The sequence below is a fragment of the Mesorhizobium sp. CO1-1-11 genome (genome assembly GCF_020164995.1).
Lineage (GTDB): Bacteria > Pseudomonadota > Alphaproteobacteria > Rhizobiales > Rhizobiaceae > Mesorhizobium > Mesorhizobium australicum.
In genome coordinates this window covers 1-12,522 of the sequence record NZ_JAIUHE010000033.1, presented here as the reverse complement: position 1 = coordinate 12,522, position 12,522 = coordinate 1, and the positions used below count along the sequence as shown (strand labels likewise).

General features: G+C 62.5%; 13 protein-coding genes and 1 pseudogene. 9 read left to right on the top strand and 5 right to left on the bottom strand.

The annotated features are described in order from the left end of the window. Positions 1 to 4 precede the first annotated feature (4 nt). Complete coding sequence (gene clpA / locus LB554_RS27795; RefSeq protein WP_015317768.1) at positions 5 to 2,473, top strand: ATP-dependent Clp protease ATP-binding subunit ClpA; 2,469 nt, start codon at positions 5 to 7, stop codon at positions 2,471 to 2,473. Positions 2,474 to 2,552: 79 nt separating this feature from the next. On the opposite strand, the gene LB554_RS27790 is transcribed toward clpA, so the two are convergent. From LB554_RS27790 to LB554_RS27775, 4 genes are all read right to left on the bottom strand, one after another. Next, the gene (locus LB554_RS27790) at positions 2,553 to 2,981 is read right to left on the bottom strand and encodes an HIT family protein (RefSeq protein ID WP_224588035.1); all 429 of its coding nucleotides are present in this window, start codon (positions 2,979 to 2,981) and stop codon (positions 2,553 to 2,555) included. An 81-nt stretch (positions 2,982 to 3,062) separates the two neighbouring features. After that, positions 3,063 to 4,283 carry a GNAT family N-acetyltransferase gene (locus tag LB554_RS27785; protein WP_224588009.1) on the bottom strand — a complete coding sequence of 407 codons (1,221 nt, stop codon included), beginning with the start codon at positions 4,281 to 4,283 and terminating at the stop codon, positions 3,063 to 3,065. Positions 4,284 to 4,338: 55 nt separating this feature from the next. Further along, on the bottom strand, positions 4,339 to 5,067 hold the full coding sequence (locus tag LB554_RS27780) for a glycerophosphodiester phosphodiesterase (RefSeq protein WP_140616389.1): 729 nt from the start codon (positions 5,065 to 5,067) through the stop codon (positions 4,339 to 4,341). Positions 5,068 to 5,081: 14 nt separating this feature from the next. Further along, positions 5,082 to 5,546, bottom strand: coding sequence for a RidA family protein (locus LB554_RS27775; protein ID WP_140616391.1), 465 nt, complete (start codon positions 5,544 to 5,546; stop codon positions 5,082 to 5,084). Positions 5,547 to 5,684: 138 nt separating this feature from the next. On the opposite strand from LB554_RS27775, the gene LB554_RS27770 reads away from it, so the two are divergent. The 5 genes from LB554_RS27770 to tsf all read left to right on the top strand — a co-directional run bounded on the left by LB554_RS27770 (position 5,685) and on the right by tsf (position 9,427). Then, positions 5,685 to 6,515, top strand: coding sequence for a cell envelope integrity EipB family protein (locus tag LB554_RS27770; protein WP_140616393.1), 831 nt, complete (start codon positions 5,685 to 5,687; stop codon positions 6,513 to 6,515). Positions 6,516 to 6,551: 36 nt separating this feature from the next. Beyond that, entirely contained in the window at positions 6,552 to 6,830 is a 279-nt protein-coding gene (locus LB554_RS27765; RefSeq protein ID WP_140616396.1) for a DUF4031 domain-containing protein, read from the top strand. Further along, positions 6,827 to 7,438 (top strand): LysE family translocator, encoded by a 612-nt coding sequence (locus tag LB554_RS27760; RefSeq protein ID WP_015317777.1) that lies wholly within the window; start codon positions 6,827 to 6,829, stop codon positions 7,436 to 7,438. Before LB554_RS27765 ends, LB554_RS27760 begins: the two co-directional genes overlap by 4 nt. Positions 7,439 to 7,615: 177 nt before the next feature. Next, complete coding sequence (rpsB, locus tag LB554_RS27755; protein WP_015317778.1) at positions 7,616 to 8,398, top strand: 30S ribosomal protein S2; 783 nt, start codon at positions 7,616 to 7,618, stop codon at positions 8,396 to 8,398. 108 nt (positions 8,399 to 8,506) lie between these two features. Continuing rightward, positions 8,507 to 9,427 (top strand): translation elongation factor Ts, encoded by a 921-nt coding sequence (gene tsf / locus LB554_RS27750; protein WP_015317779.1) that lies wholly within the window; start codon positions 8,507 to 8,509, stop codon positions 9,425 to 9,427. Between the two features lie 4 nt (positions 9,428 to 9,431). On the opposite strand, the gene LB554_RS27745 is transcribed toward tsf, so the two are convergent. Beyond that, positions 9,432 to 10,376, bottom strand: a complete 945-nt coding sequence (locus LB554_RS27745; RefSeq protein WP_224588008.1) for a LysR family transcriptional regulator — start codon at positions 10,374 to 10,376, stop codon at positions 9,432 to 9,434. A 117-nt stretch (positions 10,377 to 10,493) separates the two neighbouring features. On the opposite strand from LB554_RS27745, the gene LB554_RS27740 reads away from it, so the two are divergent. The 3 genes and pseudogenes from LB554_RS27740 to pyrH form a co-directional block, all read left to right on the top strand. Beyond that, positions 10,494 to 11,021, top strand: coding sequence for a nuclear transport factor 2 family protein (locus LB554_RS27740; protein ID WP_224588007.1), 528 nt, complete (start codon positions 10,494 to 10,496; stop codon positions 11,019 to 11,021). A gap of 35 nt (positions 11,022 to 11,056) precedes the next feature. Continuing rightward, positions 11,057 to 12,166, top strand: a complete 1,110-nt coding sequence (locus LB554_RS27735) for an aldo/keto reductase (RefSeq protein ID WP_224588006.1) — start codon at positions 11,057 to 11,059, stop codon at positions 12,164 to 12,166. A gap of 150 nt (positions 12,167 to 12,316) precedes the next feature. Further along, a pseudogene (pyrH, locus tag LB554_RS27730) lies at positions 12,317 to 12,522 on the top strand (UMP kinase); the annotation flags it as partial.

Here is a 12,522-nt window from a genome sequence, read left to right as displayed (position 1 = left end):
TAACATGCCGGCTTTCTCCCAAGGCCTGGAAAAGGCGCTTCACCAGGCGCTGACGCTCGCCAATGAGCGGCACCATGAATATGCAACCCTTGAACATTTGCTGCTCGCGCTCATCGACGACACCGAGGCGGCCGCCGTCATGCGCGCCTGCAACGTCGATCTCGACGAGCTGAAGCATACCGTTCTCACCTATATCGATACCGAGCTCGACAATCTGGTTACCGGCTACGACGAGGACTCCAAGCCGACCGCCGGCTTCCAGCGCGTCATCCAGCGCGCGGTGATCCATGTGCAGTCATCGGGTCGCGAGGAAGTGTCTGGTGCCAACGTGCTCGTGGCGATCTTCGCCGAGCGCGAAAGCCATGCCGCTTATTTCCTGCAGGAACAGCAGATGACCCGCTACGACGCGGTCAACTACATCTCGCATGGCATCGCCAAGCGTCCGGGCGCGTCGGAGAGCCGCAGCCCGCGCGGTGCCGATGACGAGCAGGGCGGCCCGAACGGCGCCGAGCCACAGGAGGAGGGCGGCAAGAAGAAGCAGCAACAGGACGCGTTGACCGCTTATTGCGTCAACCTGAACAACAAGGCCAAGGCCGGCAAGATCGATCCGCTGATCGGCCGCGAAGGCGAGATCAACCGCACCATCCAGGTGCTGTGCCGCCGTTCCAAGAACAACCCGCTCTATGTCGGTGACCCCGGTGTCGGCAAGACGGCGATCGCCGAAGGGCTGGCCAAGCGCATCGTCGAGGGCGACGTGCCGGAAGTGCTGCACAATGCCACCATCTTCGCGCTCGACATGGGCACGCTGTTGGCCGGCACGCGCTATCGTGGCGATTTCGAGGAACGGCTGAAGCAGGTCGTCAAGGAACTCGAGGATTATCCGGGTGCCGTGCTGTTCATCGACGAGATCCATACGGTGATCGGCGCCGGCGCCACTTCGGGCGGCGCCATGGATGCGTCGAACCTGTTGAAGCCGGCGCTGTCTTCCGGTGCGATCCGCTGCATCGGTTCGACCACCTACAAGGAGTTCCGCCAATTCTTCGAGAAGGACCGTGCCTTGGTGCGGCGCTTCCAGAAGATCGACGTCAATGAGCCGACCGTCGAGGACGCCATCGAGATCATGAAGGGCCTGAAGCCCTATTATGAGGAATTTCACAAGGTGAAGTTCACCAACGAGGCGATCAAGGCCTCGGTGGAACTGTCGGCGCGCTACATCAACGACCGCAAGCTGCCGGACAAGGCGATCGACGTGATCGACGAGACCGGCGCCTCGCAGATGCTGGTGCCGGAAGCCAAGCGCAAGAAGACGATCGGCATCAAGGAGATCGAAGCGACGATCGCCACCATGGCGCGTATTCCGCCGAAGACGGTTTCGGCCGATGACGAGAAGGTGCTGCAGGGCCTGGACATTGAGCTCAAGCGCGTCGTCTACGGCCAGGACACCGCCATTACGGCGCTGACCTCGGCGATCAAGCTGGCACGGGCCGGCCTGCGCGAACCGGAAAAGCCGATCGGCTCGTACCTGTTCTCGGGCCCGACCGGCGTCGGCAAGACGGAGGTCGCCAAGCAGTTGGCCGCCTCGCTCGGCGTCGAACTGATCCGCTTCGACATGTCGGAATATATGGAACGCCACACCGTCTCGCGGCTGATCGGCGCGCCTCCCGGCTATGTCGGTTTCGACCAAGGCGGGCTTTTGACCGACGGTGTCGACCAGCATCCGCACTGCGTGCTGCTGCTCGACGAGGTCGAGAAGGCGCATCCGGACCTGTTCAACATCCTGTTGCAGGTGATGGACCACGGCAAGCTGACCGACCACAATGGCAAGCAGATCGACTTCCGCAATGTCATCCTGATCATGACCACCAATGCGGGCGCATCCGATGCGCAGCGCGCGGCGATCGGTTTCGGTTCGACCAAGCGCGAAGGCGACGATGTCGAGGCGATCAACCGACTGTTCACGCCGGAATTCCGCAACCGTCTCGATGCGATCATCCCGTTCGGCTCGCTGCCGGTGCCGGTGATCCATCAGGTGGTGCAGAAGTTCGTCATGCAGCTGGAAGCCCAGCTCTCCGAGCGCGGCGTCACCTTCGACCTGTCGCCGGACGCGATCGCCTGGCTCGCCGACAAGGGTTATGACGAACGCATGGGCGCGCGTCCGCTTGGCCGCGTCATCCAGGAGCACATCAAGAAGCCGCTGGCCGACGAGGTGCTGTTCGGCAAGCTGAAGAAGGGCGGCACGGTGCGCGTCACCGTCGAGAAGAAGGAAACCGGCGAGACCGGCCTGAAGCTCGAATCGCTCGCCGACGAGGCGCCGGTGAAGCCGAAGAAGGAAGAGCCCGAAGACGCGCCGAAGCCGCCCAAGGCGGTGGCCAAGAAGTCCGCGGCAAAGAAGGCCGTGGCGCAGAAGCCGGAGCCGAAGGGCAAGGACGGCGGCAAGCGCAGCCTTGTGCCGCAACTGCCCAGAAAAGGCTGATCGGAACTTACTCGGAAAAGCCCCGGAAACGGGGCTTTTTCATTGCGCCAAAGTCATATGAAAGCGGCGAACAGACACCTCAGCCCGCGAGCGCGGCACGGATCTTGCCGGCATTCTCCGCCAGCACTTCCGGCTTCTCCATCTGTCCGGAATGCGGTTTGAGCGCCACGCCCTCGAAGCGCGGAACCACATGCACATGCAGGTGATAGACGGTCTGTCCGGAGGCTGGCTCGTTGAACTGCATTATGGTGACGCCATCGGCGTTAAAGGCTTTCTTCACCGCCAGCGCCATTTTTTGAACAACTGTAAAGAGCGAGCCAAATATCTCCGGATCGGCGTCGAGCAAGTTGCGCGACGGCGCTTTCGGCACCACCAGCGTATGGCCGGGTCCTTGCGGCATCACATCCATGAAAGCCACGACGGCTTCGTCCTCGTAAACGCGATGCGAGGGGATCTCTCCGCGCAGGATCTTTGCGAAGATGTTGCCGGTATCATAGGCGGCCTCAATCATGGCAAACGCTCCGAAGTGTGCCTTGCCGTCCGGTGTAGCGAAGCGACCTGCGAGCAGCAAGGCGAAGCTGCGGTGCGATCAATCGAGGTCGCCAATATCCTTGCGGAACGGCGTGTGCTCTTCCAGATATTCGCCCATCCGCTCCACTTCGCGCCGTTCGCGCCGGAGATAGTCGGCCACAGCGTTGCGCAGGCCAGGATGGGAAATGTAGTGGGCGGAATGCATGGTCACCGGCCGGTAGCCGCGCGCCAGCTTGTGTTCGCCTTGCGCGCCTGCCTCGACCACCTTCAGCTTGCGTTGGATGGCGAAGTCGATGGCCTGGTGATAGCAAACCTCGAAATGCAGGTAGGGGTGATCCTCGATGCAGCCCCAGTTGCGGCCGTAGAGCGCGTCGGAGCCGATGAAGTTGATGGCGCCGGCAATATAGCGCCCGTTGCGCTTGGCCATCACCAGCAGGATGTCGTCCGCCATGCGTTCGCCGATCAACGAGAAGAACTGGCGGTTCAGGTAGGGGCGGCCCCATTTGCGGCTGCCGGTGTCCATATAGAAGGCGAAGAAGTCGTCCCAGGCCTTTTCGGTCAGGTCCTTTCCGGTCAGCCAGTCGATCGAGATGCCATCGGCCAGCGCCTCGCGCCGTTCCTTCTTCATCGCCTTGCGTTTGCGTGAGGCAAGCGTGGCGAGAAAGTCGTCATAGGTTGAAAAGCCTTCGTTGAAGAAATGGAATTGCTGGTCGGTGCGATGCAGGAAGCCCGCGGCTTCCAGCGTCGCGACGTCGCTCTCCTGCACGAAGGTGACATGCGCAGAGGAGACGCCGAGCTTGTCGGCCACCATTTTGAGACCGGCCGCAAGCCCAGCCTTCACCGCATCCTGATCCTCGCCTTTGCCGACCAGCAGGCGAGGGCCGGTGACGGGGGTGAACGGCACGGCACTTTGCAGTTTTGGATAGTAACGGCCGCCGGCGCGCTCGAAGGCATCCGACCAGCCGTGATCGAACACGTATTCGCCCTGGCTGTGCGACTTGAGATAACAGGGAACGGCGCCGAGGAGCCTGCCTTGCGCGGTCTCCAGCCGCAGGTGATGACCTTGCCAGCCGGTGCGCCGCACGGCACAGCCGGAATCCTCCAGAGCGCTCAAAAAAGCGAAGGAAACGAGCGGGTTGTACCCAGCTTCCGTGTCGCCACGCGTGGTTCCGGCAAAGCCGTTCCATTCGTCGCAGGTAAAGGCACCGATGCCGGCGGCGATGCGGATCGAATAGTCCGCATTCGCCATTTGCCCGTCGCCGTCGTCGCCCTGATCCATGAGGCTTATTTAAGCTCCATTCGGGCCGCTACAAGTCACGTTTCGGGCACCCTGCTCAGGCGACTTCGACCAGGTCGGGTTCGAACCCTTCGAACGTCATCTGGTCGGCGTATCTAAAGGTCAGGTCGATCGCGGGCTGATCATGCACCGTCCAGGTGATGACAGGCATTTTGAGCTTTTCGCGCACGAAGCTGACAAACGGATTCGGCAAGTCGCCTGCGGCATAGGAGGTAAAGGCGAGTTCGTGCGCCAGCATGGCGAAATGTGCTTCGATCAGCTTGGCGTCCTTGCCATAGGCGGTCAATCCAGCCGGAATGCCGGGCGCGTGTTTGGGGAAATCGCGGATCAGCCAGTGATCGAATGACATGATCGCCGCCTTGCCCTTGTAGCGCTTGAGCATCTTGCCGACGCGCGCCACCAGGCCTTCGTCGCGACCGGGAGTTCCTTTCAGTTCGACGACCATCGGCACGCGACCATCGACGAGGTCGAGCGCTTCCTGCAACGTCGGCACGTGATCCGCCGTGCCGCCAACCTTGAGCGCGGTAAGTTCGGCCGCGCTGCGTTGCCAGACGAAACCGTCCTGCCCGGTCAGCCGTTGCAAATCGTCGTCATGGATGACGATGGGGACGCCATCCGACGACAGATGCACGTCGCATTCGATCGCGTAGCCGCGTTCGGCCGCGGCAGCGAAGGCGGAAAGCGTGTTTTCCCAGCGCGTCTTGTTCATGTCGTGAAAGCCGCGATGGGCAACCGGCCGGGCCGTCAGCCAGGAGAGGTCGGTCATGTCAGCACCTACACTCATTCGACTTCGAACATCGCTTCGATTTCCACCGCGGCATTAAGCGGCAGGGAGGCGGTGCCGACGGCCGAGCGCGCGTGCTTGCCGCTTTCGCCGAGCACGGCAACCAGGAAATCGGAGGCGCCGTTGGCGACCAGATGCTGCTCGACGAAGTCGGGGGCAGAGGCCACGAAGACGGTGATCTTCACCAGGCGACGGATCTTCTCGAGGTCGCCAAGTGCTGCCTTGGCCTGCGCCAGGATGTTGATGGCGCAGTATTTCGCCGCGTCCTTGCCGCTTGCCGTGTCGACGTCGCGGCCGAGCAGGCCGCTTGCCTGCAGCTTGCCGTCCTTGAGCGGCAACTGACCAGCGGTGAACAGCAGGTTGCCGGTCCTGGAATAGGGCACGTAGTTGGCGGCGGGTGCGGCCGCGACAGGAAGCGTCACGCCGAGATCACTTAGCCGCTTTTCGATTGTTTCACTCATTGCTTTTCCCTATTGCTGGAAGGCGCCGCGCTGGCGGGGCCGAAATTGCTATTTTTGCCTCGCTTCCGCCACGACTTTTTTTAAGCTGGACCATCTTTCCCTGCGGCCTGCCATCAGCCGCGACGATCGGAGTACCTCATGCGCGCGACGCGCCTTGCATTCCACGCCGTTCTGTTGTCGGCGCTTTTGCCAACAGGCTCCGCTGTCGCCGCACCGGCGCTGCAGGCGCATCGCGCCGTCTATGATCTCACGCTCAAGAAGGCGGATGATCGGTCCGGCATCACCGGCATCACCGGCCGCATGGTCTACGAGTTCAATGGCTCGGCCTGCGAAGGCTATACGGTGAAATTCCGTTTCGTCACCCAGATCGCCACCAACGACAACACGAAGCTGACCGACCAGCAGACGACGACTTTCGAGGATGCCGAAGGCAAGACCTTTTCGTTCGTGACGAAATCCTTTGTCGACCAGAACCTCGACAAGGAGGTCAAGGGTATGGCCACGAAAGACGCGAAGGGCCTCAAGGTCGATATCGACAAGCCGGAGAAGAACAGTCTCGAACTCGCCGCCACCCAGTTTCCGACCCAGCATCTGGTCGAGCTGATCGGAAAGGCCGAAAAAGGCGAAAACTTCTATCAGACCAACTTGTTCGACGGCTCGGAAGACGCCAACAAGGTGATGACGACCACGGTTGTCGTCGGCAAGAAGAGCGAGGCCGACAAGGCCGATCCGGAAGCGCCGGCATTGGCGAAGCTTGCCACCGACAAATACTGGCCGGTCGACATCGCCTATTTCGACGACAGCGCCCAGAACGGCGAGGAAGTGCCGGAATACCGGATCAGCTTCAAGCTGCACGAGAACGGCATCACCCGTGATCTCGTCATGGACTATGGCGACTTCTCGATGACCGGCAAGCTGGTCAACCTGTCGCTGTTCGACCAGACAAAGCCTTGCCCAGTATCGAAATAGCAGGGTCGGGCAATTGAGCTGGCCGTGGCGGGCTTGATGGCAGTCTATGTAGATGCGGCGATCTGGAAATGGGCCGGCCATCTCTGGTGCCATCTCCTAGCCGACGACACCGACGAATTGCATCGCTTTGCGGCGGAACTCGGCATCAAGCGCTCGTCCTACCAGGGCCCGCCTAAGACATCCGCTCCGCATTATGACATAACCGGCTTCGAGCGCGACCGTGCGGTGCGGCTCGGCGCCATCGAGTGCAGCCGCGAGCAGATCGTCGCCATCTTCCGGCGCGTGCGGGTGCCCAACGGAAAGTCCAAGCGATGACACCAACGGCATTCCTGGCATATTGCGCCGCTGTGACGCTCGCCGCCGCCACGCCGGGGCCGGCAATGTTCGCGGTCATCACCAACGGTGTGTCGCGTGGGTTCCTGCGGGCCTTCATGGCCGGCCTTGGGGTCGCCGCCGGCGATGCCGTGCTCGTCACTCTGGCGCTGCTGGGGTTGGTGGCCCTGGCTCAGACCTTCGAATGGATCTTCCTCCTGTTGAAATATGCCGGCGCCGCCTATCTGATCTTTCTCGGCGTCAGGATGTGGCGGGCCTCGGTCGCGCAATCGAATGAGCCGCGGACGGGGCAGGCGAAATTGTCCCGATCCTTCCTGCTCGGCGCGTCCATAGCGCTCGGAAACCCGAAGGCGATCCTGTTCCATGCCTCGATCATGCCGCTGATTCTCGACCTCGACACGATGACCTTTTTCGATGGCCTGCTGGTGGTGGCGACCGTCATCAGCGTCAATATCGTGACAATGGGGGTCTATGCCGCGCTCGCGGGCCGGGCTTCGGGCTGGTTCAGGACACCCAGGCGCATGCGGCTGATGAACAGGTTCGCCGGCAGCGCCATGATTGGCACCGGAGCGCTGATTGCCGCACGCTAGGCGTTAAAGCGCCGCCCCGCTTGCGTTTGTCGGACTTCCCCTCTATATGCGCGCTCATTCCACACACGGACTTTGGTGTCTGCCCGGGAGAAATCCGGCTGAGACCTCCGGTGGCGTTCGAGGACCTCGGTCCAAAAATGCCTGTGTCCGTGGAGGCTAACCGGAAAGGAACTTAGAATGGCACTGCCTGATTTCAGCATGCGCCAGCTTTTGGAAGCTGGCATTCACTTCGGCCACCAGACCCACCGCTGGAACCCGAAGATGGCGTCCTACATCTACGGCGCCCGCAACAACATCCACATCATCGACCTCTCGCAGACGGTGCCTTTGCTGCACCAGGCGCTGAAGCAGGTTTCCGACACCGTCGCCAAGGGCGGCCGCGTGCTGTTCGTCGGCACCAAGCGCCAGGCGTCGGACATCGTTGCCGATGCGGCACAGCGTTCGGCCCAGTACTACGTCAACTCGCGTTGGCTCGGCGGCATGCTGACCAACTGGAAGACGATCTCGAACTCGATCCAGCGCCTGCGCAAGCTCGACGAGATGCTGGCCGGCGAAGCGCAAGGGTTGACCAAGAAGGAACGCCTGAACCTCGATCGCGAGCGCGAGAAGCTCGACAAGGCGCTCGGCGGTATCAAGGACATGGGCTCGACGCCCGACCTGATGTTCGTGATCGACACCAACAAGGAGGCGATCGCCATCCTCGAGGCCAAGCGCCTGGGCATCCCGGTCGTCGCCATCATCGATTCGAACTGCGATCCGGACAAGATCGATTTCCCGATCCCCGGCAATGACGACGCGGCCCGCGCCATCCAGCTTTATTGCGACCTGATTGCCAAGGCCGCCATCGACGGCATCGCCCGTCAGCAGGGCGCGCTCGGCATGGATATCGGCGCTTCGGTCGAAGCTCCGGTCGAACCGGCGCTCGATCCGGCTCCGGCGTCGGAAGCCCCCGAGGCTTGATAATCGAAGGCCGGTTGCGGCCTTCATCTTTCTCATATTTTGGCACGCTAAACAGACGCACCATCGAATACCGATGGTGCGTCGGTGCATTTAAACAAAGAGGCGACAATGAGCATTTCGGCTGCACAGGTCAAAGAACTCCGCGACTTGACCGGCGCGGGCATGATGGACTGCAAGGCGGCGTTGAACGAGACCAACGGCAACTTGGAAGAGGCCGTTGACTGGCTGCGCAAGAAGGGTATCTCCAAGGCCGACAAGAAGGCCGGCCGTACGGCAGCCGAAGGCCTGATCGGCGTCGACAACGGTGTGCGTGAAGCTGCCGTGGTCGAGGTGAATTCCGAGACCGACTTCGTCGCCCGCAATGCCGCCTTCCAGGAAATCGTCGCCAACGTCGCCAAGGTGGCGCTTGCCTATGGCACGACCGAAGCGGTCGCCGCCGCCAAATATCCGGGCTCCGACAAGTCGGTCACCGACACCATCAAGGACGCGGTCGGCACTATCGGCGAGAACATGGGCTTCCGCCGCTCGGCCAAGCTCACCGTTCCGCATGGCGCGGTTGCGACCTATGTCCACAACGCTGTTGCCGATGGTCTCGGCAAGCTCGGTGTGCTGGTCGCGATCGAGACCACGGGCAACGAGCATGCCGCCAATGCCTTTGGCCGCCAGGTCGCCATGCATGTCGCCGCCACCAACCCGATGGCGCTGACCGCCGAGCAGATCGATCCGGCCGCGGTCGAGCGCGAGAAGGCAATCTTCTCCGATCAGGCGCGCCAGTCCGGCAAGCCGGAAGCCATCATCGAGAAGATGGTCGAGGGTCGCCTGCGCAAATTCTATGAGGAAGTCGTGCTCCTGAAGCAGGCCTTCGTGCTCAATCCCGACATCACCGTCGAGAAGGCGCTGCAGGATGCCGAAAAGGAAATCGGCGCGCCGGCCAAGATCACGGCCTATTTGCGCTTCGCCCTTGGCGAGGGCATCGAGAAGGAAGAGACGGATTTCGCCGCGGAAGTCGCGGCGGCGGTCAAGAAGTAACTTCTTACCGGTCCATTTCGCCTGCGTTTTTTCGGCCGGACATCCGCTGGGATGCCCGGCCGATTTCGTTCGCGGTGTCGATAAAGGCCCTGAGTTTGGGCGCCATCGCCGCGCGACGCGGAAAGTAGAGGAAAAGGCCGGGTTCCTCGATCGCTGATTGCGGCAGAACCTGCACCAGGCGACCGGCCGCGAGACCGGCGCGCGCCAGCGGCTCGAACATGTAGGCAAGGCCCACTCCGGCGAGAGCCAGATCGATTGCCGCAAGCGAGTCCGTCACGATGGCCGTACCGCTGGTTTCCATGACCACGTCCTTGCCGTCCCAGGTCAAATCCCAGCGATAGAGGGCACCGGAGCGAACGAGACGGTATCCGATGCAATTGTGGTTCGCGAGATCGGCCACGCTGCGCGGACGGCCATGTCGCCCGATATAGGCGGGCGAGGCGACGATAACGGCTTTGAAGGGCTGCGTCAGTCGGATGGCCACCATGTCCTGGGCGATCATCTCGCCGAGCCGGATGCCGGCGTCAAAACCTTCGCCGACGATGTCGACCAACCCTTGATCAGCAAAAATCTCGACCGTGATGTCGGGATATCGCTCGGCCATCGCCGCCACGACCGGCGTCACCGCCAACGGCATTGCGATGTTGGAGGCGTTGATCCTGAGCAGCCCGGACGGCCTACCCTTGACGCTGCGGATACGATCCATCCGCTCGGCGATATCCTGAAGGGCAGGGGCCGCCGTTTCCACCAGCGCCTTGCCCGCCTCGGTGAGCGAAACGCTGCGCGTCGTGCGCGCAAACAGCGGCTGGCCGATCCGCTCCTCGACGAGGCGCACTGCATGGCTGACCGCCGAAGGGCTCATGCCCAGTTCGGCCGCGGCAAGGGCAAAACCGCCGCGCCGGGCGACCGCAATGATGACAGGCAGATGGCTGAGCAGATCCCGGTCCATTCATGAACAGTATCGCATAGTCTTTGCGGACAATGCAATCTTATCGACGCCGAGGCAGAGGTCCACATTGTCGCCAACACATCGGCGATCGGGCTGATGGTATCGAGGAGAAGAGACATGAACGCCTTGAAACACGCTACCTTCGCCGCAGGGCTTGCCTTGGCGCCGCTCGACGCCGGCGGGGCCGAACCGATGGGCTGGCAGGCGCTTGTCGACGACCGCGCCATCATCCGCATCGCCGATGCCATCGACCGCGCGGTCGACGCGCAGGACTGGAAACGCGCGCGCAGCTATTTCGCGGATAGGGTCACCGCCGACTTCAGCAGCCTGTCCGGGCAGCCCGCGGCCAACATCGCCTCCGACGATCTGATCGGCGCCTGGGCCGGCAATCTCAAAGGCAGCAAGACCAGCCTGCATCTGCGCACCAATCACCAGGTCGTCCTTGAAGCGGACACGGCGACCGTTCTGTCGAACGGCTACGCCTGGAACCGGATGGAGGGCAATGGCGACCCGCTCTGGGAGGTCTGGGGCACGTATGAGCATCACCTCACGCGCTCCGCGGCTGGCTGGAAGGTCGATGGCTTCACCTTCCGCATGACGCATGAGCGCGGCAATCCCTGGGTCAAGGCGACACCTGGCCAATGACGCCCGCATCAACCGGACCAAGATCGGAAAAGACAATGACGATGAGCTACTACACACTCGGCAACAGCGGCCTGCGCGTCAGCCGGCTGGCACTGGGCACGATGACTTTCGGGACGGAATGGGGCTGGGGCGCGGACCGGGATACGGCGCGCGCGATGTTCGACGCCTATGTCGAGGCCGGAGGCAATTTCTTCGACACCGCCGACCTTTACACCGGCGGCACGGCCGAGACCTGGCTCGGTGAATTCGTGGCCGAGCGGGGCTTGCGCGACAAGGCGGTGATCGCCACCAAATTCACCATGAACTCGAACCCCGGCAATCCGAACGCCGGCGGCAATGGCCGCAAGAACATCATGCGTGCCGTCGACGCATCGCTGAAGCGGCTGGGTACCGACTATATCGATCTCTATCTCATGCATATCTGGGACAGGCTGACGCCGGCCGAAGAAGTGCTGCGTACGCTCGACGATCTGGTTCGGGCAGGCAAGATACGTCACATCGGCCTGTCCGACGTGCCGGCCTGGTATGCCGGGCGGGCGCAGGCGATCGCCGAACTGCGCGGCTATGAGCCGATCTCGGCGTTGCAGCTTGAATACTCTCTGGCGGAGCGTGCCATCGAGCATGAATTCGTGCCGTTCGGGACACGCCATGGCGCCGGCATCATGGTCTGGAGCCCGCTGGCAAGCGGACTGCTAAGTGGCAAATACCGCCCGGCGCAGGCGGGCAATGCCGGCCGGCTCGACGGCTTCCGCAACACCACCCACCCAGGCTTCCAGAAATTCAGCGAGCACAACTGGGCTGTGGTGGCTGAGCTGGAGAAAGTCGCCGCCGAACTCGGCCACGGCATGGCTCAGGTCGCGCTGAACTGGGTGGCGACTCAGCCAGGAGTTGCCACCGTCATTCTCGGAGCAACGCGGCTTTCGCAGCTGCAGGATAATCTTGCGGCGCTCGATTTCTCCATACCGCCCGCGCTTCGCCAGCGCCTGGACAAGGTGAGCGGCACGCCGGCACCGTTCCCGCATTCTTATTTCGGTCCCGAGATCCAGGTCCGTGTCGCGGGCGGTGTCGTGACCGGCGACAAGCCGTCAGGCTACGCATTGCCGGTAGTGGTCGAAGGCGAGGCGGTTGCCATCAGCAGCAACTGATCCAGAAAGCCTGGAATTTTGCACAAGGGCGCGGCGTGACATCGCCGCCCCCTTCGTGTATCCGGTCAACCCGTCATGACAGCACCGCCGGGCGAAGCAGGGGGCGTTTTCGCCTTCAGAGCTTGCCACGCCGGAATTTCGAGGAACCAGATGACGGTCAAGCCCCGCTACCGACGTGTTCTGCTGAAAGCTTCGGGCGAAGCGTTGATGGGCGAACAGCATTTCGGCATCGACGTCTCGGTCGTCGACCGCATCGCCGGCGACATTGCCGAGGCCCGTGCGCTGGGCATCGAGGTGGGTGTCGTTATCGGCGGCGGCAATATCTTTCGCGGCGTGGCGGTCGCCTCCCTTGGAGG